This is a genomic window from Actinophytocola sp., from assembly GCF_036002505.1.
Lineage (GTDB): Bacteria > Actinomycetota > Actinomycetes > Mycobacteriales > Pseudonocardiaceae > DASYTH01.
Window position 1 is genome coordinate 1 of the sequence record NZ_DASYTH010000158.1, and the last position, 23,430, is coordinate 23,430.

26 protein-coding genes, 1 tRNA gene and 2 pseudogenes are annotated in these 23,430 nt (G+C 68.0%); 17 read left to right on the top strand and 12 right to left on the bottom strand.

The window, feature by feature from the left end:
* On the top strand, positions 1 to 207 hold a 207-nt coding region (locus VGR06_RS13750), incomplete at its 5' end, for a hypothetical protein (RefSeq protein ID WP_327559442.1).
* On the opposite strand, the gene VGR06_RS13755 is transcribed toward VGR06_RS13750, so the two are convergent.
* Entirely contained in the window at positions 197 to 1,471 is a 1,275-nt protein-coding gene (locus VGR06_RS13755; protein ID WP_327559443.1) for a DUF6880 family protein, read from the bottom strand. The two genes, VGR06_RS13750 and VGR06_RS13755, sit on opposite strands and share 11 nt — an antisense overlap.
* Here VGR06_RS13755 and VGR06_RS13760 point away from each other — a divergent pair.
* The 3 genes and pseudogenes from VGR06_RS13760 (at position 1,452) to VGR06_RS13765 (ending at position 3,220) form a co-directional block, all read left to right on the top strand.
* A complete protein-coding gene (locus VGR06_RS13760) occupies positions 1,452 to 1,892 on the top strand; it encodes a hypothetical protein (RefSeq protein ID WP_327559444.1) in 441 nt (146 codons plus the stop codon). The two genes, VGR06_RS13755 and VGR06_RS13760, sit on opposite strands and share 20 nt — an antisense overlap.
* A gap of 297 nt (positions 1,893 to 2,189) precedes the next feature.
* Positions 2,190 to 2,297 (top strand): annotated as a pseudogene (locus VGR06_RS43875) (hypothetical protein); the annotation flags it as partial.
* 317 nt (positions 2,298 to 2,614) lie between these two features.
* Positions 2,615 to 3,220 (top strand): tyrosine-type recombinase/integrase, encoded by a 606-nt coding sequence (locus VGR06_RS13765; RefSeq protein ID WP_327559464.1) that lies wholly within the window; start codon positions 2,615 to 2,617, stop codon positions 3,218 to 3,220.
* 253 nt (positions 3,221 to 3,473) lie between these two features.
* On the opposite strand, the gene VGR06_RS13770 is transcribed toward VGR06_RS13765, so the two are convergent.
* The 6 genes from VGR06_RS13770 to VGR06_RS13795 all read right to left on the bottom strand — a co-directional run bounded on the left by VGR06_RS13770 (position 3,474) and on the right by VGR06_RS13795 (position 7,095).
* Positions 3,474 to 3,546 (bottom strand) — tRNA-Ala (locus tag VGR06_RS13770).
* A 66-nt stretch (positions 3,547 to 3,612) separates the two neighbouring features.
* Entirely contained in the window at positions 3,613 to 4,392 is a 780-nt protein-coding gene (locus VGR06_RS13775; protein ID WP_327559445.1) for a DsbA family protein, read from the bottom strand.
* Entirely contained in the window at positions 4,337 to 4,858 is a 522-nt protein-coding gene (locus tag VGR06_RS13780) for a MauE/DoxX family redox-associated membrane protein (protein WP_327559465.1), read from the bottom strand. The genes VGR06_RS13775 and VGR06_RS13780 overlap by 56 nt, the downstream gene beginning before the upstream one ends.
* A gap of 180 nt (positions 4,859 to 5,038) precedes the next feature.
* On the bottom strand, positions 5,039 to 5,956 hold the full coding sequence (locus VGR06_RS13785; protein WP_327559446.1) for a hypothetical protein: 918 nt from the start codon (positions 5,954 to 5,956) through the stop codon (positions 5,039 to 5,041).
* An 86-nt stretch (positions 5,957 to 6,042) separates the two neighbouring features.
* Complete coding sequence (locus VGR06_RS13790) at positions 6,043 to 6,474, bottom strand: hypothetical protein (RefSeq protein WP_327559447.1); 432 nt, start codon at positions 6,472 to 6,474, stop codon at positions 6,043 to 6,045.
* 102 nt (positions 6,475 to 6,576) lie between these two features.
* Positions 6,577 to 7,095 carry a DUF4262 domain-containing protein gene (locus VGR06_RS13795; RefSeq protein WP_327559448.1) on the bottom strand — a complete coding sequence of 173 codons (519 nt, stop codon included), beginning with the start codon at positions 7,093 to 7,095 and terminating at the stop codon, positions 6,577 to 6,579.
* Positions 7,096 to 7,364: 269 nt separating this feature from the next.
* Here VGR06_RS13795 and VGR06_RS13800 point away from each other — a divergent pair, with 269 nt between their 5' ends.
* From VGR06_RS13800 to VGR06_RS13840, 9 genes are all read left to right on the top strand, one after another.
* Positions 7,365 to 8,216: a fumarylacetoacetate hydrolase family protein gene (locus VGR06_RS13800; protein WP_327559449.1), complete on the top strand. Its 852-nt coding sequence runs from the start codon at positions 7,365 to 7,367 to the stop codon at positions 8,214 to 8,216.
* Positions 8,216 to 9,538, top strand: a complete 1,323-nt coding sequence (locus tag VGR06_RS13805) for an L-fuconate dehydratase (protein ID WP_327559450.1) — start codon at positions 8,216 to 8,218, stop codon at positions 9,536 to 9,538. Before VGR06_RS13800 ends, VGR06_RS13805 begins: the two co-directional genes overlap by 1 nt.
* Entirely contained in the window at positions 9,535 to 10,290 is a 756-nt protein-coding gene (locus VGR06_RS13810) for an SDR family oxidoreductase (RefSeq protein ID WP_327559451.1), read from the top strand. The genes VGR06_RS13805 and VGR06_RS13810 overlap by 4 nt, the downstream gene beginning before the upstream one ends.
* Positions 10,291 to 10,326: 36 nt before the next feature.
* Positions 10,327 to 11,361 (top strand): sugar ABC transporter substrate-binding protein, encoded by a 1,035-nt coding sequence (locus VGR06_RS13815; protein WP_327559452.1) that lies wholly within the window; start codon positions 10,327 to 10,329, stop codon positions 11,359 to 11,361.
* A complete protein-coding gene (locus VGR06_RS13820; RefSeq protein ID WP_327559453.1) occupies positions 11,358 to 12,857 on the top strand; it encodes a sugar ABC transporter ATP-binding protein in 1,500 nt (499 codons plus the stop codon). The genes VGR06_RS13815 and VGR06_RS13820 overlap by 4 nt, the downstream gene beginning before the upstream one ends.
* Positions 12,858 to 12,969: 112 nt before the next feature.
* Positions 12,970 to 14,016, top strand: a complete 1,047-nt coding sequence (locus VGR06_RS13825; RefSeq protein ID WP_327559454.1) for an ABC transporter permease — start codon at positions 12,970 to 12,972, stop codon at positions 14,014 to 14,016.
* Positions 14,016 to 14,327: an L-rhamnose mutarotase gene (locus VGR06_RS13830; RefSeq protein WP_327559455.1), complete on the top strand. Its 312-nt coding sequence runs from the start codon at positions 14,016 to 14,018 to the stop codon at positions 14,325 to 14,327. Before VGR06_RS13825 ends, VGR06_RS13830 begins: the two co-directional genes overlap by 1 nt.
* Before the next feature lie 21 nt (positions 14,328 to 14,348).
* Entirely contained in the window at positions 14,349 to 15,305 is a 957-nt protein-coding gene (locus VGR06_RS13835) for an aldo/keto reductase (protein WP_327559456.1), read from the top strand.
* A 112-nt stretch (positions 15,306 to 15,417) separates the two neighbouring features.
* Positions 15,418 to 16,266, top strand: a complete 849-nt coding sequence (locus VGR06_RS13840) for an amidohydrolase family protein (protein WP_327559466.1) — start codon at positions 15,418 to 15,420, stop codon at positions 16,264 to 16,266.
* Between the two features lie 136 nt (positions 16,267 to 16,402).
* On the opposite strand, the pseudogene VGR06_RS13845 reads toward VGR06_RS13840, so the two are convergent.
* Positions 16,403 to 17,405: pseudogene (locus VGR06_RS13845) on the bottom strand (ISL3 family transposase).
* A 55-nt stretch (positions 17,406 to 17,460) separates the two neighbouring features.
* Between VGR06_RS13845 and VGR06_RS13850 the strand changes: the two are divergent.
* From VGR06_RS13850 to VGR06_RS13865, 4 genes are read left to right on the top strand one after another with little or no spacing between them, the layout of a single operon-like run.
* Entirely contained in the window at positions 17,461 to 17,802 is a 342-nt protein-coding gene (locus VGR06_RS13850; RefSeq protein WP_327559457.1) for an ArsR family transcriptional regulator, read from the top strand.
* On the top strand, positions 17,799 to 18,299 hold the full coding sequence (locus VGR06_RS13855; RefSeq protein WP_327559458.1) for an SRPBCC domain-containing protein: 501 nt from the start codon (positions 17,799 to 17,801) through the stop codon (positions 18,297 to 18,299). Before VGR06_RS13850 ends, VGR06_RS13855 begins: the two co-directional genes overlap by 4 nt.
* 37 nt (positions 18,300 to 18,336) lie before the next feature.
* On the top strand, positions 18,337 to 18,915 hold the full coding sequence (locus VGR06_RS13860; RefSeq protein WP_327559459.1) for a dihydrofolate reductase family protein: 579 nt from the start codon (positions 18,337 to 18,339) through the stop codon (positions 18,913 to 18,915).
* Complete coding sequence (locus VGR06_RS13865) at positions 18,912 to 19,262, top strand: glycosyltransferase (protein WP_327559467.1); 351 nt, start codon at positions 18,912 to 18,914, stop codon at positions 19,260 to 19,262. Before VGR06_RS13860 ends, VGR06_RS13865 begins: the two co-directional genes overlap by 4 nt.
* Before the next feature lie 323 nt (positions 19,263 to 19,585).
* On the opposite strand, the gene VGR06_RS13870 is transcribed toward VGR06_RS13865, so the two are convergent.
* From VGR06_RS13870 to VGR06_RS13885, 4 genes are all read right to left on the bottom strand, one after another.
* Complete coding sequence (locus VGR06_RS13870) at positions 19,586 to 20,275, bottom strand: FadR/GntR family transcriptional regulator (RefSeq protein ID WP_327559460.1); 690 nt, start codon at positions 20,273 to 20,275, stop codon at positions 19,586 to 19,588.
* Positions 20,276 to 20,331: 56 nt separating this feature from the next.
* Positions 20,332 to 21,156: a carbohydrate ABC transporter permease gene (locus VGR06_RS13875; RefSeq protein ID WP_327559461.1), complete on the bottom strand. Its 825-nt coding sequence runs from the start codon at positions 21,154 to 21,156 to the stop codon at positions 20,332 to 20,334.
* Positions 21,157 to 21,306: 150 nt separating this feature from the next.
* Positions 21,307 to 22,167, bottom strand: a complete 861-nt coding sequence (locus tag VGR06_RS13880) for a sugar ABC transporter permease (RefSeq protein ID WP_327559462.1) — start codon at positions 22,165 to 22,167, stop codon at positions 21,307 to 21,309.
* A gap of 95 nt (positions 22,168 to 22,262) precedes the next feature.
* A partial coding sequence (locus VGR06_RS13885; protein ID WP_327559463.1) for an ABC transporter substrate-binding protein occupies positions 22,263 to 23,430 on the bottom strand: 1,168 nt, incomplete at its 5' end.

Consider the following 23,430-nt stretch of genomic DNA (forward strand, 5'->3'; position numbering starts at 1 on the left):
CCGCACGTGCGCAACTACTACCTCGACGAGTTCGCCAACCAGCTGATAGCCCTGCTCCCCGAGTGGATCCGCTGGCTGACCGACCTCACCGCCGCCCCCATGGAACTGGCGCAACGCTGCCTGCCCTACGCCGAAGGCCAACCACACCCGCAGCTCAGGACAGACAACAGCATCGAGCCCCACTACATGGCCCGCGTCACCGAATAGGCCCCCAGCCGGAGGAACCCAGGCTGGCGTGGTCGAGTTTGGCGATGAACGATGTCTTGCGCTGGTGACGGTCACGCAGGTCGTCAAGGTAGGTTCCGAAGCCGGTCGCGTCACCGGCGGCAAGGTAGGCGTCACGAAGGCGCTGGAGCATCGTGACGGCTTTGCCGTACCGGTACTTGTCGGTGCTGGCGTCCAGTCGCCGTTGGATGAGTCGTTGCCACGGCTCGATCACGTCCCGCGGGTGGACTGGCTGGCGCAGGTAGATGAGCTGATGCCACCGTGAGTCGAACAGGTCCTCCGCATGCTCGACCGCTACCTGCCAGGCATCGTCTGGTTCGCCCTCGTCAAGCAGCACGCCGATGAGATGGTCGGCGTAGCCGGCCTGGGCCGCGGCGGCGTCGCGCAGCCGGCTGATCGCCTCGTCGCGGGCGGCGTGCCAGTGGCCGGTGCGTTCGCTGGTGCGGCGCAGATCCTCGTAGTGGGCCTGGGTCGGGTTCTGCTCGAACAGTTGCCACCTCAGCACGAATGCCTCGTCGGTGGCGCCGCGTTCGAGTAGCAGGTCCCCATAGACATCCCGAAGTTTTCCTTTCTCGATCGGGTTGCCGATCCCCAACCCACGCTGCGCCCAGCCTTCGGCTTCGGCCGGCCGGCCGGCGCGGCGTAGCGCGTCGACGATCTTGCGGTACTGGGGCGCGGCGTAGAGGTCGTCGGCCAGCACGGCGACGTAATGGTCAACGTCGCCGGAGAGCTCGGCAAGCTGCTCACGCAACACCCGGATACCGAACGGTGTCCGGCCAAACAGGTCCGGTCCCGCCGTCCTAGAGCGGTCGTCGACCCTGCGGGACAGTTCTGCGTAGCCCTTGTCCCCCAACACGGCCACATAGTCGCGCAGTTCGAAATCCGGCCAACCAGGCCCATCAAGCCGCAATGTCACCAGCCACCCCGCCAACCGCTCCGGATCGGGTGGCGCCGCCGCACAAGCGCGCGCGTGCACGGCCATCAGGCTACGAAGGTCATCTCCCAGGATGCCAGACGAATCATCGATGTACATCAACGCCGTCGTCATGAGATCGACCGCGCGCCGCGCGAGGGCCGGCACACCCGCAGGCTCACTCTGGATCAAAGCCTCACACGCAGCCACGACGTCTCTCGCCAGCCGTGAGTACTCACCTCGCCCGTGCCGCGGATGCGTCCGACGATCGCGCCGCAACCCATCGATCAACCGACGTACCCGCTCGACTTCGATGCTCACCACGCGCGCCATTCAATACCTGACACGTCGAGCCGATCCGCGACGGCTACCCTCGCACCGCATGGCACCCAGTAAACGATCAGTGACGCCCTTGACCGGCCGGTGGCGGATCGTCGAGATGGACCAATGGGACCGTGACGCCATCGACCTCGCCGAACCCGGCTTCATCGAGTTCGCCAAGGACGGGACCGGCCAGTTCGGCTTCATCGCCGTCCGCGGCTGGATGGACTGCCGCACCGTCGAACGCGACGGCCGCACCTGTATCGAGTTCAGTTGGGACGGCGACGACGAAGGCGACCACGTCAGCGGGCGCAGCTGGGCAACCCTCAGCGATGACGCCACGATCGAGGGGCACCTGTTCATCCACATGGGAGACGACTCCAGTTTCCGGGCGAAGCCCTTCGCCCGTGCTTATCGGCACGACAAACGATGAGCGACACACTGCGCCATGTCTGGTGAACACCCATTTGCCTCGGCTGCCGTGCGATCGACTTGCTGACCTGCGGAATCGGGTGCATGACCGACCTTCACGGCCACCAGTCCCAGGGAGGGTGTCATGGCTTGGACAGAGCAGATCGGCGAGCGGTCGTGGCGCGTGCGCTACGTCGGCGTGACCGGCAGAGTTGGGTCGATCGGCGGGTTCACCAGCAAGCTGGCTGCCGAGGACTACGCGTCGGTGATGGAGCGCGAGCAGCGTCGCGGCGTGTGGGTGGATCCGATGCGTGCGCGGATGACCCTCGCCGAGTGGGTCACCGTCTGGTTCGACAGCCTGGACCTGGACGAACGTACCCGGGACAACTACGCCAGCCAGTGGCGCCGCCACATCCTTCCCCGATGGGGCGACACCCGCCTGTGCGACATCTCCACCCTGCCGGTCACCACCTGGATCACCGAACTACACCACAGCGGCTACGCCCACGCCACCGTCGCCGGGATCGCCAAGCTCCTGTCGATGCTGCTCACTGACGCCGTCGACGACGGGATCATCCCGTTCAACCCCGTGTGCCGACGACGCCACCGCGGCCGGCGACACCACCCACCTGTCCGTGAGCGGAAATGGACAACACCGGAGAAGGTTCTGTGGATCGCCAAGCAGGCCGAGAGCCTCGGCGACCCGATCGCCGCGCTGATGATCATCACCGCGGCGTGGACCGGATGCCGATGGGGCGAACTGGCCGGGCTGCACCGCACCCGTGTCCACCCCGACGACCGCTGCTGGTCATCGACGGCGAGATCGGCGCCCTACACGAGAGCAGCCACCGCCGCTGGCTGGGACCACCCAAGACGGCGTCTTCCGCGCGAACGGTCTCCCTGCCGCCGTTCCTGGTCGCCCTGCTGCGCACCCACCTGCAGCGCCACACCCACGAATTCGTGTTCACCACCGCCAGCGGCACCTGGCTGTGGCGCAGCACATTCAACCGGCGCATCCTGCGCCCGGCCATCGACGGCAATCTCCATGCCCCCGAACCTGCAGTGCACACATACCCCATCGTTCCGGGACTGACCTTCCACGGCCTGCGGCACAGCCACAAGACCTGGCTGATCGCCGACGGAACACCCGAAATCGCCCAAGCCCGGCGGCTCGGCCACCACCTAGACAACCGAATCATCGAGACCTACAGCCACATCGCCCCCGAAGTCGAGCAACGACTGCTCAACGCGCTCGAACGCCGCTGGCGGAAAGCCGTTACCACCACCAACACTCGACCGATCGCCATTCTGAACGCGAAATCACTCGGCACCGAACGCGCCTCGGCATAACCGTTCCACAGACCCCCACACCGCCGGTCAGGTGATCACCCGGCAGCCACTGAAGCCGCGTGGCACCGCGACCAGCACAAACCCGGCTGCGTCGGATCGATCGGCCTCGAGAACCCCCTCCAGAATCCTCCCACCTGCGGATACTGAATCGATCGAGGCCAGCAACACGAATGATCACTTCATGATCGGATAGACATAGCCGGCGATAACCTGAACTGCGGAAACAAGGTCTAGCGACCTGTTGATCAAGAAGTGGAGCTGAGGGGGCTCGAACCCCTGACCCCCACACTGCCAGTGTGGTGCGCTACCAGCTGCGCTACAGCCCCGCGCCGAGAGTGGATCGGCGTGCTGGTACACGGTACCTGACGGGCGGGTGCGGGCGGCAGGTGGGGCTAGTTGAGGAGCTTGGTGAGCCAGTTGGGGTCGGAGATGCTGACGACGCGCTGGCCGACGGCGACGGTGGGGGTGCCGAAGCCGCCGTCCTGTTGCAGGTAGGGGGTTTGAACGGCCTGGTTGGTGGCCGATTGGACGTCGGCGTTGTAGCGGCCGGAGTCTATGCAGGACTTGAGGTCGGGGGCGGTGATGCCGAGGTCGGTGCCGAGCTTGGCGAGCTGGGTCTTGTCGTAGCCGCGGGCGCCTTCCTCGGGCTGGTTGCCGTAGAGGCTGGCGTGGTAGGCGGGGAACTTGCCGGCGTCGGCGACGCAGAGGGCGGCGTTGGCGGAGTCGAGGGAGTAGCCGGGCGGGTCGGAGCGGTTGTTCAGGATGGTGACCATGTGGTAGCGGACGCGGAGGCTGCCGTCGCTGACCTTCTGCTCGATGGCGGAGGCGTTGGCCTGCTCGAAGGCGCGGCAGACGGGGCAGAGGAAGTCCTCGTAGATGTCGATGGTGACCTTGGCGTCGTCCTTGCCGGCGACGACCACGACGCCGTCGCGGCGGACGGGGTAGTCGCCCGCGCGGGTGGACGTCGGGGTGATGCTCTGGCCCTCGGTCTGGTTCTTCTGGGCGTTGGAGTAGAGCACCCCGCCGATGACCGCGCCGGCGAGCAGCAGCACGACCACGATGCCGACGACGAGCTTGGTACGGCCGCCGCCCGACCGCGCCGAGGTGACGGCCTTCCTAGCCGCCGTCTGCTGCTGCCGCTTCTTCCGCGCTGTGCGTTCCGCTCCGCCCACCCGTCTGCCCTTCCTCACCTCTGCCGAACACGCCGTCCAACGCCAGCAGCGTCCGCGGCCGCACCACCAGCCACCCGGCCAGCAGCAGGAACCCGGCGTCCCGGGCGATCTCCTGCGGGTACCGGGTCTGGCCGGCCGCGACCTGCCCGCCGCCACCGAAGCACCCGCAGTCGATGGTCAGCCCGCGGGCCCAGGACTGGGCGACCGCGCCGATGAACGCGAGCAGCACCACCGCCGAGAGCACCGCGACCAGCCGGGTGCCGAGCCCGACCAGCAGCAGCACCCCGAGCCCCAGCTCGAGGAACGGCACCGCGGCCGCGACGACACTGACCACGCCATGGGGCAGCAGGTCGTAGGCCTGCACGGCGACGTAGGTCTGGTTGAGGTCGCTCACCTTGATCCCGCCGGAGACCAGCCACACCGCGGCCAGCCCGAGCCGGACCAGCGTGCCGACCCAGTCCAGCACCCGTACCACGCCGCGAGGTTACCGACGGCGGCTGAGCGGATCCTGAGAACCCCCGGCCCGTTACCGAAGGTCCGCCAATCGGATGAAAACACGCTGAAGGCGGCCACCGCACGCCCTCACGGGTGCGATGACCGCCTTCAGCTCCCTCCACGGGCCCGCCAGCCGGCCCGTCCTGGTCTCCTACTTGGCGCGGGCTCCGGTCGCCTTGGTCGCCCACCACACGCCGCCGAGGCCCTGGCCGTTGGTGTCGCACGACTTGGCGTCGCCGGCGAACCGGTACATCGGCCAGCCGCCCACGGTGAGCTGCATGCTGCCGTCGGACCGCGCCACGGTGCCCACGTTGGCCTGGTCCACGCCGTTGAGCTGGAACTGCGCGCCCTGCGGAACGGTCACCGGCGGCCACTTCGCGGCGCAGTCACCCTCGCAGTTGGACTTCGACGGGTTGGCGGTGTCCTTGTCGAAGCGGTACAGCGTCATGCCGTCCTTGTCGGTGACGATCGGGCCGAGTTTGCCGACCTTCATCACGGTCAGCGCCACCGCCGGCGCCGCGTTCTTGTCCGAGGCCTTCTTGCCGGCCGGGGTGAACGCGAACCAGGTGCCGCCGACGCCCTGGCCCTTCACATCGCCGGCCGCGGCGTCCTTGGCGAACCGGTACGCCGGCCAGCCGCCGATCGTGACCTGCTTGGTGCCGTCCGCCCGGTCAACCGCGCCGATCAGCGCCTTGTCGATGCCTTCGACCGCGATCGAGGCCGGGTCGGTGGTCAGCAGCGGCGGCCAGTTGACCGCGCAGTCGCCGGCGCAGTTGGACTGCGGGGGCTTGGCGGTGTCCTTGTCGAACCGGTAGACCGAACGCCCGTCGCCGTCGGCCACGATCTGGCCGAGCGAGGCGGCGTCGGTCGCGGCGAGCCTGGTCGCCTGCACACCGGCGCCGGTGCTGTTGTTGGCCGGCGCGTCGTACGGCGCGGCTGCCGCGGGCTGGGCCTGAGCCTGGTTCGCCACGGCGTCGCCGGACACGGCCCCGCCCTGCGTCCCACAGGCCGCGACGGCACCCAGCGCAAGCCCGGCCGCGGTCATGGTGATCGCGCGAACCCACTTCATGAGATCTCCTCCGGTCGTCTCGCTGATCTGCGGACACCACAGACACGGACACCGGTTCGGAGCGGTTCACAAGAATTTCTGATCGTCTACCGCGGACACCCCGCATGCACGGAAAGCACCTGGTAGACGTCCACGCGATCGGCCTCAACCGGACCCGAAAAGTCCACAAGGGACGCACGGGACGCGGCGAGCAGAACCACCGCCTGCTTGAGCCGCTCGGGTTGCCAGAGGGTCAGCGCCCGGGACGTGCCCACCGGATGCGGAAAGCGGACGGGTGCCCACAGCGGACCGCCGAACAACACGACGGCGGCGGCTGCGTCGTTCTTGACCGGCGCGTCGGTGCCCGGCGCGTCACCGAGCACCTCGTACCACTCCGCCCCGGGGTCCGCGGCCGCCTCGGCGAGCGTCGGCCACAGGCTCAGCAGCACCTCGTCACCGGCCGCGCCACGCAGCAGCGACACCTCGATCGCGCCGTCGACGCCGTAGACCGAGGTGCCCCGCCGCAGTCGCGCGTACACCCGCGCTCACCTCCGAGTTCCGTGTGGACAGCTCAACCGTCGCCCACACCGGAGGCCGGAGGCATCCGTGGTGATACCGAAACCCGGTACTGAATTCCGCTCCTAAGCCGCCACCCGCCAGCTCTCCGGGCGCCCGCTGCGGGTCAGCACCGGCTGCGGCGTGTTCCGCCGCGCCCACCGGGGCTCCCACGGCCACACCTGCTCCCGGTCGGCCCACAGCAGCTGCACAGCCGGGAAGTCACCGGTCGGGTAGAAGTCGAAGGCGCTGGCGAACCACTCCGCGTAGAACCCGGGCGCCACCAGCTCCATCATGACCGTGCCGTCCGCGACGAACCCGGGATACGGCCCACCGGGCCCGAACCGCTTGCCCCGCTTGGCCATGCCGGCGTACCGCTGCACCAGCTCCACCGCGTGCCGGGCCGGCGCCCCGACCACGATCACCTCCGGCACCCGGTGGAAGCTCCACAACCCCACCGAGTACACGAACCCCGGCGCCACCCAGCTGCCGTCCCGGGCGCGCTCCTCCCGCACGCTCACCATCGTGTAGTCGTACTTCGCGATCCGCGCCAGCATGTCGCGCCGCACCGCGTCGGCGGTCTTCCCGCCACACATCTCGCACATCCGAAGGTCCCATCTCGTCCCGGCCAGCAGTCGAACGTATGTTCGCACACGCCTCTGACAAGATCGAGGCCGGGCCCACGGCACACCCAGCGACTCATCGGATGAATCATCTGGTCTAGACCGATATTCGACCACGAATACACCAACACCAAACAACTCTCGTTAACATCCGACGTCTCTCGTGTCATTTTCCGACGTGGACTTGCCATGTGTCCGACCGGCGGCTATACATCAACGCAATAGATCCGATGTTTGACGAGGGGATTTGCATGAGGCTGCTCCGAGTCGGCGCCCCCGGGCAGGAACGGCCGGCCGCCCTGGACCGCGCGGGCCGGCTGCTCGACCTGTCCGGCGTGGTCACCGAGATCGACGGGTCGTGGCTGGCCGGCGATGGGATCGCGGGCGCCCGCGCCGCAGTCGAGGCCGGTGACCTGCCCGAGCTCGACCCGGCCACCAGGATCGGCCCGCCGGTCGCCCGCCCGGGCAAGGTCGTCTGCATCGGACTGAACTACTCCGACCACGCCGCCGAGACCCACGCCGAGCCCCCGGCCGAGCCGGTGCTGTTCATGAAGGCACCCAACACGGTCGTCGGGCCGAACGACGAGGTGCTCATCCCGCGCGGCAGCACCAAGACCGACTGGGAGGTGGAGCTGGCCGTGATCATCGGCCGGACCGCCCGGTACACCGCCGGCGAGGCCGAGGCGCTGGCCTGCGTGGCCGGCTACGCGATCGCCAACGACGTCTCCGAGCGGGAGTTCCAGCTCGAGCGCGGCGGCACCTGGGACAAGGGCAAGTCGTGCGAGACGTTCAACCCGCTCGGGCCCTGGCTGGTGACCGCCGACGAGGTGCCCGACCCGCAGCAGCTCGCCCTGCGACTCTGGGTCAACGGCGAGCCGAAGCAGCAGAGCAGCACCAAGAACATGATCTTCAGCGTGGCCGAGCTGATCCACTACGTGAGCCGGTTCATGGTCCTCGAACCCGGCGACGTGATCAACACTGGCACGCCGGCCGGTGTCGCGCTCGGGCAGCCCGAGCCCAAGCCGTACCTGCGGCCCGGGGACGTGATCGAGGTGGAGATCGACGGGTTGGGCCGGCAGCGCCAAGTCTTGGGGCAGGCTTGATGATCCCGACCATCACCGGCCTGCGGACGTTCGACATCCGGTTCCCCACGTCGCAGGAGCTGGACGGCTCGGACGCGATGAACCCGGACCCGGACTACTCCGCGGCGTACGTCGTGATCGAGACCGACGCCGGCGACGGCCTGGCGGGGCACGGGTTCGCGTTCACCATCGGGCGCGGCAACGATGTGCAGACGGCCGCGATCCGGCTGCTCGAGTCCTATGTGGTCGGCCGGCGGCTGGACCGCACGCTGGCCGACCTCGGCGGGATGTGGAAGGAGATGGTGCACGACTCGCAGCTGCGCTGGCTGGGTCCGGAGAAGGGCATCGTGCACATGGCCATCTCCGCGGTGATCAACGCGTTGTGGGACCTCAAGGCCAAGCGGGTGGGGCTGCCGGTGTGGCAGCTGCTGGCGGGGATGTCCCCGGAGGAACTCGTGGCGCTGGTGGACTTCCGGTACCTCAGTGACGCACTCACCCCCGGCGAAGCGCTTGCGATCCTGCGGCGCGCCGAGCCCGGCAAGGCGGCGCGCGAGGCGACGCTGCGCGAGATCGGCTACCCCGGCTACACCACCACCCCCGGCTGGCTCGGCTACGACGACGACAAGTTGCGGCTGCTCTGCAAGCAGGCGGTCGACGACGGGTTCACGCAGATCAAGCTGAAGGTCGGCAGCAGCGTCGAGGACGACATCCGGCGCCTGGGCATCGCCCGGGACGCCGTCGGGCCGGACATCCGCATCGCCATCGACGCCAACCAGCGCTGGGACGTCGGCACCGCGATCGCCTGGGTGCGCGAGCTGGCCCGGTTCGACCCCTGGTGGGTGGAGGAGCCGACCAGCCCGGACGATGTGCTCGGGCACGCCACGATCGCCCGCGCGATCGCCCCGGTCCGGGTGGCCACCGGCGAGCACGTGCAGAACCGCGTGGTGTTCAAGCAGTTGCTGCAGACCGGCGCGATCTCCTACCTGCAGTTGGATGCCGCGCGGGTGGCCGGGGTGAACGAGAACGTGGCGATCCTGTTGCTGGCGGCCAAGTTCGGTGTCCCGGTGTGCCCGCACGCCGGCGGGGTCGGGCTGTGCGAGCTGGTGCAGCACCTGTCGATGTTCGACTACGTTGCGGTGTCGGGATCGATGGACAACCGGGTCATCGAGTACGTCGACCACCTGCACGAGCACTTCCTCGACCCGGTGACCATCCGGCGGGGCAACTACGTCGCGCCGACCGCACCGGGGTTCAGCGCCTCGATGCGGCCGGAGTCGCTGGCCCGGTACGCGTACCCGGACGGTCCCGTGTGGACACAGGCACGCGTAGGGAGCGCACCGTGACGAGCGAATTCGACGGCCTGGTGGCCGTGGTGACCGGGGGCGGTTCGGGGATCGGGCTGGCGGCGGCGACCCTGCTGGCGGAGCGGGGCGCCCAGGTGGCCTGCCTGGACCTGGAGCCGTCCGGGGCGCCGGAGTCGTTGCTGCGGCTCAAGGCCGACGTCACCGACGACGCGTCGGTGCGCACCGCGATCGAGACGGTGGTCGAGCGCCTCGGCGGCCTCGACATCGTGGTCAACAACGCCGGCGTCGGCGCGCAGGGCACGGTCGAGGCCAACCCCGACGACGAATGGCGGAAAGTGTTCGACGTCAACGTGTTCGGCATGGTGCGCGTGGCCCGTGCGGCGCTGCCGCACCTGCGCGCCTCGGAGCACGCGGTGATCGTCAACACCTGCTCGATCGCCGCCACCGCGGGACTGCCCAACCGGGCGCTGTACAGCGCGACCAAGGGCGCGGTGCTCTCGCTGACCCTGGCCATGGCCGCCGACCACGTGGCCGAGGGCATCCGGGTCAACTGCGTCAACCCCGGCACCGCGGACACCCCGTGGGTACGCCGGCTGCTCGACGCCGCCGACGACCCGGACGCCGAGCTGGCGGCGCTGCGGGCCAGACAACCCATGGGGCGGCTGGTGTCCGCACCCGAGGTGGCCGCCGCGATCGCCTACCTGGCGAGCCCCCGGGCCGGCGCCGTCACCGGCACGGCGCTCGCCGTCGACGGCGGCATGCAGGGCCTGCGGTTGCGGCCCAGATCCTAGAAATCTCGTTCCCCTGCAGCGAAGCGAGGACGATCAATGAGGATTCTGCCCTGGGCGGCCGCGCTCGCGACCGTCGTGATCACCGTGAGCGCGTGCAGCAAGGACAACCCTGACTCCGGTGGCGGCTCGGCATCCGGCGGGAACACCGTCGGCGTCGACTTCCCGCGCGCCGACTCGGACTTCTGGAACGCCTACAACGGTTACGTGCCAGGCAAAGCCGGCGAGCTCGGGATCAAGCTGGTCGGCCCGACCAACTCGCAGAACGACATCCAGAAGCTCATCGGCAACGTGGACAGCCTCGTCGCCCAGGGCGCCAAGGCCGTCGTGATGGCACCGCAGGACACCGGCGCCATCGGCCCAAAACTGGACGAGCTGGCCGGCAAGAAGATCCCGGTGGTGAGCGTCGACACCCGGCCGGACTCCGGCGCGGTGTACATGGTGGTGCGCGCGGACAACCGGGCGTACGGACAGAAGGCCTGCGAGTTCCTCGGCCAGAAGCTCGGCGGCACCGGCAAGGTCATCGAGTTCCAGGGCGCGCTGTCCTCGATCAACGGCCGGGACCGCTCCGAGGCGTTCAAGGAGTGCATGACGAGCAAGTTCCCCAACATCAAGGTGTTCGAGGAGCCGACCGACTGGGAGGGCGCCAAGGCCCAGGCCGCCCTGGAGACCCGGTTGTCCACCGACCCGGACATCAAGGGGATCTACATGCAGGCCGGCGGCGTGTTCCTGGACCCGACGCTGCAGGTGCTCAAGCAGCGCAACCTGATCGTGCCGCCGAGTGACCCGAAGCACATCTTCGTGGTGTCCAACGACGGCATCCCGCAGGAGTACGACGCCATCCGCAAGGGTGAGATCGACGCCACCGTCTCGCAGCCGGCCGACAAGTACGCGCAGTTCGGCCTGTACTGGGCCAAGCAGGCGCTGGCCGGCTTCACCCCGAGCCCGGGTCCGTCCGATCACGACAGCACGATCATCAAGCTGCCCAACGGTTTCGAGGACCAGCTACCGGCCCCGCTGGTCACCAAGGACAATGTGGACGACAAGTCCTTGTGGGGTAACAAGAGCTCATGACTCCGGCGGTGGTCGAGGCGATCGGGATCGCCAAGCGGTTCGGTCCGACCGTGGCCCTCGCGGACGGCTCGCTGTCCGTGGCACCGGGTGAAACCCACGCGCTGGTGGGCCGAAACGGCGCTGGAAAGTCCACTTTGGTCTCGGTGCTGACCGGCCTGCTGCGACCGGACGCCGGCGAGGTCCGCTTCGCCGGCGTCCCCGCTCCCCCGCCCGGCGACCGCGCGGCCTGGCGCGCCCTGGTCGCCTGCGTCTACCAGAGACCGTCCGTCGTCGGCGAGCTGTCCGTCGCCGAGAACCTGTTCCTCAACCGGCAACCCCGCGGCCGGCTCGGCCTACTGTCCCGCACCCGGCTCCGCCGGGAGGCCGCCGAACTGCTGGAATCCTGGGCCGTTCCGGTGGATCCGGACCTGCCCGCCCGCGAGCTCACCGTGGAGCAGCGCCAGCTCGTCGAGATCGCCGGTGCGCTCTCCCTCGGTGCCCGCTTCGTGATCCTCGACGAACCGACCGCCCAGCTGGAGGCCCGGGCGATCGCCCGGCTGTTCGACCGGCTCCGCGACCTGCGCGCCCAGGGCGTCACGTTCGTGTTCATCTCCCACCATCTGCCGGAGATCTTCCAGATCTGCCAGCGGGTCACCGTGTTCCGCGACGCCCGGCACGTGCTCACCGCGCCGGTCCACGCGCTCGGCGAGGACGAGCTGGTCGCCGCCATGATCGGCGACGCGCGTGGTCTGGTCCACGTCGGAGCGGACCGGCCACCCGTGCCCGACGCCGCCGAGCCGGTGCTGGAGCTCACCGGCGTCGGCGTTCCCGGGTTCGTGCGGGACGTCGACCTGCTGGTGCGGCCCGGGGAGATCGTCGGCGTCGCCGGCTCGGCGGCCTCCGGAAAGCGTCAGCTGGCCGAGGCGGTGGCCGGGCTGCGGCCGCGGTCCGGCGAGGTCAGGGTGCGCGGCCGGCGGATCCGGGCGTCGAGCGTGCCGGCGGCGCTGCGCGGCGGGATCGGCTACCTGCCGGGAGATCGCACTGTGGACGGGTTCGTGCCTGCGCTCTCCGTAGCCGAGAACGCCACGATGACCATCGCGGAGCGGTTGGGGCCGGCCGGAACCGTGCGGCCCGCTCGGCGGGATGCCCTGGCCCGCAAGCTGATCACGTCGCTCGACGTGCACACCGCCGGGCCGCACCAGCCGGTCGCCGAGCTCTCCGGCGGCAACTCGCAGAAGGTGGTCATGGCCCGGGCCCTGGCCAGCGACCCGGACGTGCTGGTGCTGGTGCAGCCCACCGCGGGTGTCGACGTGCGGTCCAAGCAGTCCCTGCTCGGCGCCGTCGACGCGGAGACCCGGCGGGGCCGCGGTGCCCTGCTGGTCTCCGACGAGCTGGCCGACCTGCGCATCTGCGACCGGGTGCTGGTGATGTCCGCCGGCCGGGTGATCGCCGAGCACCCGCGCGGCTGGGACGAGACCGAACTGGTCGCCGAGATCGAAGGAATCGGGGATGACTGATACCGCCACAGTGTTCACCCGTCCGGCGATCGAGGGCAGGCCGGAGGCCTGTCCGAGGAGTCGGCCTACCACAGGACGAACCGAGCAGACCGGATGACTGGACCGATAGCGGGTGAACACGTTGTTGAATGACACTGTCGCGGCGGCGCTGCCGGACGCCGCGGCGCAGCGCCGGGCGGTGCGCCGCGTCCGCCTGGCCCGGCTGCGCGATCTCGCGCTGATCCCACCCATCGCCGCGCTGGTGATCTACGGCTACGTGACGAAACCGGACGTGTTCCTGACCAAGTCCTACCTCGTCGACTCGGTGCTCAAGAACCTCGCGCCGCTCGCCCTCGTCGTGCTGGCCGAGGCGCTGGTGCTGATCGTCGGCAGGTTCGACCTGTCGCTGGAGTCCGTGGTCGGCATCGCGCCCGCGGTCGCGGTGTTCCTGGTGATCGGCAAGACCACCGCGCTCGGCGCGCCCTGGCCGGCCTGGACCGTGCTGCCCGCCGCGCTGGTGTTCGGGGCCCTGGTCGGTGTGTTCAACGGCCTGCTGATCGTGCGGTTCAAGCTGTCCGCGTTCATCGTCACGCTGGCCATGCTGATCACGTTGCGCGGCCTGCAGCTGACCATCGTCGGCGGCGCCACGATGTCCAACCTGGCCAAGCAGATCCCGTTCCTGGACGACCTCGCCAACTCCCGGTTCCTGACCGTGCCGGCGGCCATCTGGATCGTCGCGGCCGCGTTCGCGGTGGGCATCCTGGTGCTCGGCTACACCCGGATCGGCCGCTCGCTCTACGCCGTCGGCGGCAACCCCGCCGCCGCCCGGGCCGCCGGTATCCGGGTGGAGCGAGTGATCTGGGTGACCTTCGTCGTCGCCGGCATGCTCGCGGCGCTCGCCGGACTGATGCTCTCCGCCCAACTCGGCTCCGTGGCCGCCAACCAGGGCAGCGGCATGATCTTCCAGGTGTTCGCCGCCGCGGTGATCGGCGGCATCAGCCTGGACGGCGGCAAGGGCTCCCTGTTCGGCGCCCTCTCCGGCGTCGTGCTGCTCGGCCTGATCCAGGCCGTGCTCACGCTCGCCCAGGTGCCCGCCGAGCAGATCCAGATGGTGTACGGCCTGGTAATCCTCGTCGCGCTGGTCCTCGCGCGGCTCACCACCGGGAAGGCGCAGGACTGATGCAGCGAATTGCCTTGCACACCAAGCTGAAGCCCGGCCGCGAAGCCGACTACGAGCGGATCCATGCGGTGATCCCGACTGACCTCGACGCCGCTCTCCGCACCGCCGGCGTGCACCGCTGGGAGATCTGGCGAGACGGTCTGGACCTGTTCCACCTCGTCGAAGTGGAGGACTATCAAGCCATGCGCCGCGCCCTCGCCGACCACCCGGCGAACGTGCCGTGGCAGACCAGGATGGCGGAACTGCTCGACGTGCCGGATGACTACTCCGGCACCGACCTCGGCATCGGAAAAGTATGGGAGCTGCCGTGAGCGAGCTTGCGAGGTGATGGCGTGACGGGGCTGGGGTTCGGCGGCGCGGAGATCGGCAGCCTGTACCGCTGGGTCGACGAGGACACGGCGCTCGCCGCCGTCGACACCGCCTGGTCGCTGGGCGTCCGCTACTACGACACCGCGCCGCACTACGGGCTCGGCCTGTCCGAACGGCGGCTGGGCGCGGCCCTCGCCACCCGCCCCCGCTCCGAGTTCCAGATCTCCACCAAGGTCGGCCGCCTCCTCGTCCCCAGCCCGGAGCTCGCGGCCGAACGGGACCTCGCCGATGGCTTCGACGTCCCCCGGTCGCTGCGCCGGGTCTGGGACTTCACCGCCGACGGCGTCCGCCGCAGCCTCGAGTCCAGTCTGGACAGGCTGGGCCTCGACCGCGTCGACATCGTGCTCATGCACGACCCCGACAACCACTGGGAGCAAGCCCTCACTCAGGCCTACCCGGCGTTACACGATCTCCGCGCCCAAGGCGTGATCAACCGAATCGGCGCCGGCATGAACCAGTGGCAGATGCTCGAGCGCTTCGTCCGCGAAACCGACATCGACACGGTGATGCTGGCCGGCCGCTACACCCTCCTCGAGCAGACCGCCCTGGACAGCATGCTCCCCCTCTGCGTCCGCACAGGCGTGTCCGTCCTCGCCGCCGGCGTGTTCAACAGCGGTCTCCTCGCTGTCGACCACCCCGGCCCCGACGCGATGTACAACTATTCCGAAGTCCCGCCCGAGCTCCTCGACCGCGCACTCCGGATCGGCGAGATCTGCGCCCGCCACGGAGTCCCGGTCCCCCAGGCCGCCATGGCCTTCGCCGCCGGCCACCCCGCGGTGAGCTCGGTCGTGGTCGGCACCCGCGACCCCAGCCAGATCACCCGCAACGCCACCCTCTTCGACAAGCCCGTCCCCGCCGAGCTCTGGCCCGACCTGATCACAACTGGGCTCCTCCACCCCGACACCCCGGTCCCCGCATGATCACCCCGACCCCAACCCCGCCGATCGTATACGATAAACGCTCCCACTCGATCGCATACAATATGCACCTCCGGCATGAGTTGCCGGGTGCTCTCGCCCGGGTGCCGCGATGATCATCGATGCGCACCACCACTTGTGGGATCCGGGTAGGCGCGAGTACCCGTGGATGGCCGGAGAAGCGCTGACCCCGTTGCGAAGATCGTATACGATGGACGATCTGCGAGCGGCTGCTGGACCTGATGTGACCGCGACGGTGCTGGTGCAGACCGTGTCCTCGATGGAGGAGACCGAGGAGTTCCTGCGGATTGCATACGATAGTCAGGGGTTGGTTGCCGGGGTGGTGGGATGGGTCGACCTGACAGCGGCCGATGGCGCTGCACGGATCGACCGGCTTCGGGCGACGGCTGGTGGACATCTGCTGGTCGGAATCCGGCACCAGGCCGAGGATGAGCCTGACCCACGCTGGCTGCTGCGGCAGGACGTGCAGCGGAACCTGCGCAAGCTACCCGCCGCCGGCCTCGTCTACGACATCCTGGTCCGCGCTCCGCAACGACCCGCCGCCTACATCGTGGCCCGCCAACTCCCCGAGGTCCGCTTCGTCCTCGATCATGCCGGCAAACCCGGCATCGCATCCGGCGAAGGCCAACCCTGGGCCTCCTGGATCGCCGACATGGCCACCCTCCCCAACGTCACCTGCAAACTCTCTGGTCTGATCACCGAAGCCAACTGGCAGACCTGGACCCCCGAGACCATCCGCCCCTACGCCGACCACATCCTGTCCTGCTTCGGCGCCGACCGCGTCATGTTCGGCTCCGACTGGCCGGTCTGCGAGCTCGCCGCCTGCTACACCGACGTCCTCACCCTCACCGAGGACCTCCTCACCGGCGCCTCCACCACCGAACGCGCAGACATCCTCGCCGGCACCGCGCGCCGCACCTACCGGATTCACACGTCCGAGTAGCCTTCCGTTGCGCAGGATTGCGGTTCGTGTCCGGGCACTATCCGTCGGAGAGACAGCGCGGACCGTGAAGTCCTCGATACCGCCACCCGCGCACAGCTGACGGGCCGTCCGGTCTGCCCAGCGGCAAATCGGCTCTTCATGATCGAGGGTGTAGTTGCGGCCTGAACCCGCCGGTCTTGAGTAGGGATCGGGCGATGTAGTTGGTGAGGTTGCGGAACCCGAGGGCGGAGCCGCGGAGGTGTTCGAGGCGCCCGTGATCAGCTGCTGCGTCAGTTGCCGTGGGGCCTGGTCGGGTTCGCGGTAGGCGGCGATCACCCGCTGGTAGAGCCCCCAGATGGCCTCGACCTGCTACGTGCTCGTCATCGACGAACGGCGCGTCCAGCCGGTCCTTCTGCTTGTCGGTGAGCAGCCCGGCGCCGGTGTGCAGCGTCCTGCGTGCGGAGTAGCGCGGGGTCGTTCTTGTGCCTGCGGTGACCGTGGATGGCCTGAACCCGTCCATCGCCACGACCTCGACCGCGGCACGCCAGGCTGCGGGATGCTCGGCCAGCCAGGTCTTGAACGCCTGCTTGGAGTGGCCCTCGACCATGTCCAGTAGCTGTGCTGGGCCGATGCCGTCGCGGATGCCGGTCAGATCGATGATCACGAGCACGCCGTCGAACCGTCCGGCCTCGCCGATCAGACGCGCTTGCCCTCGGCCAGGACTGCGTCGTTCGCGGTGTTCCCTGCGACGCCGAGGCCTTCGGCGACCCTGGCGACGGTCAGGTGTTGGCACACGACGCTTTCCAGTGCCCACCGCGGCCCACGGCGCGAGAGCCTGGCCCGAGGGTGGGCCCGCGAGTGGTGTCTTCGCGCCACACGTGCCCGCGCCCGGTGCACCGGTAGCGACGCACGACGACGTCCAAGGTCGTCGGCCGCCAGCCCAGCGGCTCGTGGGCCAATCGCCGGACCACGGTGTCACGGGCCGCCCTTTCGCATCGGCACCGGCGGCACCACTGATCAGATCCGTCGTCAGGTTCGACAACCCGACACGCCAGCACGGCACGGTCCGGTTCGAGCCGCTGGCCGACGACTTCGAGGCCGAACTCCTCAAGACGGCGGAACGTGGTCAGGTCAGGGCAGGCGAAGGTAGCGTCGGGCACGTCGAGGTCTTCCCGGTGTTGCAAAGGTGATCGGACGAGGCTAACGTACAACCACATGGTTGTACTTCGAAGGGAGAGCGAAGAGTCGCTCAACCAGCTCTTCCGTGCCTTGGCCGATGGCACGCGCCGCGACATCTTGGCGCGGTCGCTCACGGAAACGCCGTCGGTGTCCGATCTTGCTGCGTGTTACGAGATGAGCTTCGCCGCCGTGCAAAAGCACGTCGCCGTGCTCGAGCGCGCGGGTCTCATTCAGAAGCGTCCAAACGGCCGCGAGCAATTGGTCTCCACCAACTTAGCGCGGCTCCGGCGCGCTGGCGAGCTCCTCGACCACTTCGAGTCCATTTGGCGCCAGCGCATGGCGCAGCTCGACGAGGTTCTTCTACCGAAAGAACAATGACGATGCCACTGACCTCTGTCACCAAAGACGCCGCAAAGCTCACCCTCACCGTCGTGGGCGACTATCCCGTTCCGCAACAACGCCTGTGGGACGCCTTCGCCGACCCGCGCCAGCTCGAGCGCTTTTGGGGACCACCTACCTGGCCCGCCACGTTCACGCGTCATGACTTGAGAGTGGGCGGTCGCGCCGAATACTTCCTGAGCGGGCAGAACGGAGAGATGTGGAGCGGCTCCTGGAAGTTCACCGCGGTGAATCCCATCAGCTCGTTCGAGGCGCACGACGGCGAAGACAACGCCGAGGACGAGAACATGCCGTCGGCGATGAAGTTCACCTTCGACGCCACGCCGACGGGATCGCGCCTGACCATTGTCACTCGGTTTTCAAGCGTCGAAGCCATGGAGCTAGCGATACCGGGCATGGAAGAAGGGCTGCGCGCGGCGATGCCCCAACTCGACGCGGTGCTGGCTGAACGAGGCGCGTCCGCCGCGCACGCCTAGCTACGACGGACGCCAACCCCGGAACACGGAGACTCACATGAGAAAACTCAAAATCATCGAGCACATCTCGCTGGACGGTGTGATCCAGCATTCCGCCGACGACGGCGATTTCCCTTACAGCGAGTGGACAGCGCCCTATCGGACTCCCGCGGGCCGGGATGCGATGCTCGCCGCGCACGGCGAGAGCTTCGATCTGCTGCTTGGCCGTCGCACCTACGATCTCTGGTCGGGTTTCTGGCCAAAGGCGCCGAGCAGTCCGATGGCGGATCGCCTCAATGCGGCAACAAAATTTGTCGCGACCCACCGTCCGGAAAGTCTTGAATGGGGCCCGTTCGAGGGCCTTGGACAGGACATCGTCGAGGGCGTTCGCCGCATCAAATCGGAGGACGGCCCGGACCTTGTCCTCTCGGGTAGCTCCACGCTGACCTCGACGCTGCTCGAACATGGGCTTGCGGATGAAGTCCTGCTGATCGTCTATCCGGTCCTACTGGGCACCGGGAAGCGCTTCTTTGCGGAAGGAACCCCGGCACGGTCATTCGAGTTCGCCGGCACGCAAGCATTCCCGTCCGTCATCCTCAGCACTTACAGGGTCGCCGGGCCTTTGCAGACCGGATAGTTCGACGACGTCACACGCCCGCCACACCCTCAACTGCGAAGAGCCGGCAAAGCGCTCCAAGTCACCGCCTTCGGAGTCTCGGTCGCGGCCACGCTCGCCGCGCGACCCCGCCGGTCCGACGTCATTCACTCGCACACCTGAAGGCCAGCACGCGCAGGGCAGAATTCGACCTCTCGACCTGGATCGAGCGAACCAGTTTCGCGCGCGCCGCGCAGGTGATCGCCGTGTCGCACGCGGTCAAGCGGGAAATTCATCGCGAGTATCCGGATATTCCCGCCGAGCGGGTTCTGGTGGTGCACAACGGCGCCGATACGAATACGCGCAACCAGACAGATGGGGCTGCGTGACTTCGTGGCGGCGGCCCTGAGGGCCTGGCTCGGGGGTGTGTACGACCGCGCCGTGCTGCGCCAAGTCCTTCCCACGCCACCGTTGTGGTCTGCCCGTCGATCTACGAGCGGCTGGGCATCGTGAACCTCGAGAGCATGGCTCATGCTGGCCGCCATTGCGGATCCGGGTGAATGCCCGGCCAGGGCGTGCGGGGACGGCAGCACGTCGAACGGAACTTCTCCTGGCGACGCGTCGCGGCAGATACCGTGGACGTCCATCGCCAAGCACTCGAATCAGGCTGAATCGGCACATTACCCGGGCCTCGCCAAAGAGGCGCACAGGATCAACCCATCTCGGTCTCCACCAGCGTGCTGCGTAGCCATTGCTCAACGCCGGCGATGTGCACGGTGGCCCAGGAACGGGCGACGTCGGGCTGGCGGGATTCGATCGCGTCGCAGATGGCCACGTGCTGCTCGCGGGTCTTGTCGACGGCGCCCTCCTGGGTGAGGCCACGCCAGATCCGGGCCCGGGTGGTCGGTCCGGACAGCCCGTCCAGCAGCGAGCAGAGCACGGTGTTACCCGATCCGAGCGCGATCCGCCGGTGGAACTCCAGGTCGTTGGCCACCAGCGCCTCAATGGTCGGGGAGTCGTCCAGCTGGTCGAGAACGACGCGCAGGCCGGCGATGGCCTCGTCGGACATCGCGGTGGCGGCCATGGCGGTGGCGGCGGGTTCGAGGATGCGGCGCACCTCGAGGAACTCCAGCACGGTGTCGTCGCGGTGGAAGTCGACGACGAAGCTCATCGCGTCCAGCAGCAGGTTGGGCTCCAGGCTGGTCACGTAGGTGCCGTCGCCCTGGCGGACGTCCAGCACCCGGATCAGCGACAGCGCCTTCACCGCCTCGCGCAGCGAGTTCCGGGACAGGCCGAGCCGCTCGGCGAGGTCGTTCTCCTTGGGCAGCCGGTCACCCGGACCGAGCTCCCCGGTGACGATCATGGCCTTGATCTTCTCGATGGCCTCGTCGGTGACTGGCACGGCAGGTCCCTCTCGACAAACTGCGATGTTCTCTGGTCAGTCTGCCCAATGATCCTTCAACCCTTGGTCGCCCCGCCGGTCAGGCCTTTGACGAAGTTGCGCTGCAGGGCGAGGTAGAAGATCAGGACGGGCATCGTGGCCAGGAACATGAGCGCGAACACTGTGCCGAAGTCGGCCTGGTACTGCCCGATCGCCCGGTAGATGCCGGTGGTGATGGTGGTCCCCTTCCCCGGGCCGAGGATGATCAGCGGGTTCAGGAAGTCGTTCCAGATCCACACCCCCAGGAAGATCACCACCGACGCGCTGGCCGGCCGCAGCAGCGGGAACACGATGCGCCAGAACGTCTGGAACCGGCTCGCCCCGTCGATCGCCGCCGCCTCCTCCAGCTCACGCGGGATCTGCCGCATGAACCCGGAGAACACGAACACCCCGAACGGGATGTAGTACCCGACGTTGAACAGCACCAACCCCTGAACCGTGGTCATCATCCCCAGGAACCCCAACACCTCGGTGATCGGCAGCAGGATCACCTGCGGCGGGATCATCAACCCGCACAGCAGCAACACCATGGCCACCCGCGCCCACCGGCTCCGGCTCCGCGCCAGGTAGTGCCCCAGCATCGCCGACAGCACGGTCAACACCAACACCGACGCCGTCGTGATCACCACGCTGTTCGTCAAGCTCACCCAGAACAACCCGTCCGGCCGGCTCATCACCGCGACCAGGTTGTCCAGGGTAGGCGGAAGAGGCAGTCCGATCGGATCAGCACTGATCCTCGGCCCATCCTTGAACACGTTGGCCAGCACGACGTACAACGGCACGAAGAACACCGCACCGACAATCAGCGCACCGACCGGCCGCACCCACGCCGACCTATCCACAACCACTCCACCTGTCCACAACCACCCCGAACTCGCCCCTCAACCCCATTTCCGCAGGTAGAATGGCCAGCAGGCCCCCACCCAACCGGGTGGGGGGTGGGTTCGTGGGCCCGCCGGGGATCGGGTGAGAGCACTCGCGGTGTAGCTTGATCACAGTTCCACCTCCCGCCGTTGCAGGAGTTTCAGCGTCACCGCGGACGCGACGGCGATGATCACCAGCATGACGATGGCCATGGCGGACGCGTAGCCCTGCCGGTTGGCGGTGAAACCGACCTGCAGCACGGTGAACGCGATCGACGCGGTGGTCCCCTCCCCCGGGCCGCCGTTGGTGATCACCTGTACGTGGTCGAACACTTTGAACGCCGAGATCAGCTGCACCACGGTGTTGATCGTGAGTGCCGGCGCCAGCAGTGGCCAGGTCACCTTGCGGAAGCGCTGCACCGGCCCGGCCCCGTCGATGGCCGCCGCCTCCAGCAGTTCCTTCGGCACGCCCTGCAGCCCGGCCAGGTACACCACCACGCAGAATCCCAGTGTCTGCCAGGAAAGGATGGCGCCGAGCGAATACACCGCCAGATCCGGATCGGACAGCCAGCCCGGCGGCTTGCCCACTCCGAACGCCCGCAACGCCTGGTTGATCACGCCGTCGTCGGCCATCATCCGGGTCCAGATGATGCTCACCACCACCGAGCTCAGCACCACCGGCACGAAGAAAACGCTGCGCAGCCCGTTGTAGAACCACCCCCGCCGGTCGAGCAGCAACGCGATGACCAACCCCAGCACGTTCGGCACTATCACCACGATGAGCGTGAGGATCGTGGTCACCCGCAGCGCGCCCCGGAACTCGGGGTCCTCGAACAACAACTGGTAGTTCCGCAGTCCCACGAACCGCGTCGGCGGTCGGAACGGGTTGTAGTTCGTCAGGCTGTACCCGACGCTGATCAGAATCGGCGCCAGCACAAAACACACGTAGACCAGCAACCCCGGCGCCCCGAACGTCAAGAAGTTCCACAACCCCGACCACATCGCACGCCCACGCCGACGTGGCCGCTGCCGTGGAACCGACCCCGGCGGCCTGATCACAGGCCGCCGGGCGGTGTCCGTCGTGGTCAGGACGCCTTCTCCCACTCGGTGTCCAGGAACTTCCCCACGTCAGCCGCCGACTTCTGCCCCGTCACGAGGTCCGCCGCCGACGCGTCCCACTTCTCCGTCACCCCGACCAGCATCCCGTCATCCCCGGCCTCGAACCCGAACGCCGGCACCACCGCCTTCTGCGCCTCAGCCTCCCGGAACATGTCATACCCCTGCTTGTACACCGCCCCCACATCACCGGGCGGCGTGTAGTTCCTGATCGCCGGAATCAGCCCGTCCGCCTTGCACGACGTATCCAGATTCGTCTTGTCCAACTGATACGCCAACGCGAACTTCTTCGCCGCATCCAGGTTCTTCGCCTTCGCGTTCACCAGCAACCCACCCCCGGTAAACGCCGGCACCCGCAACTTCCCGTCATCCGACGGCCAGAAGAACTGCCCAATCTCGAAGTCCGGCTTCGTCTTCGGATCATCCGCCGCGGCCGCGAACCAGTTCCCCATCGCGTACATCGCCCCCTTACCCGTCAGGAACGTCGTCTGCGCAGCCGCATAATCCTGCGACAACATCCCCTTGTCGACGTACCCCTTCGCCGCCAACTCAGCCAACTTCCCAGCCGCCTTCACAAAGTCAGGGTCCGAGAACTTGACCTTGCCAGCCCGCCGGTCCGCCATCCACGCCGGATCCTTACCATACACATCAGTTCCCAGAATCCCCGCCCACGTCGGCCCCAACGCATCATGCGTCGTCTTCCCCCCACCGATAACAAACGGCGTCACCCCCGCCGCCTTCAACTTCGCCGAGTCCTCCAACAACTCCCCATACGTCTTCGGCGGCGCCGAGATCCCCGACTGCTGAAAAACCTTCTTGTTGTAATACACCACCGGAATCGTCTGCGTGTTCGCCGGAAGCTGATAAACCTTCCCGTTGATCGCCCCGTTCCGCGGATACAAGAAGTCCCCCAACTCCTCCGACTTCCACTCATAAAGATTGCCCGACTCCGCAAACCCCGCCGGCGACACCGCAACCAAAACATCCGGCAACTGCCCCGAAGCCAACAACTGCTTCGCATACGCCGTCCGATCCTGCGTAGGCGAAACCAACTTGTCAACCTTGACATCCGGATTCTTGTCCGTCACCCGCTTGATCGCCGCATCCCAAACCTGCGGCGTCAAGTTCGGCGTCTCA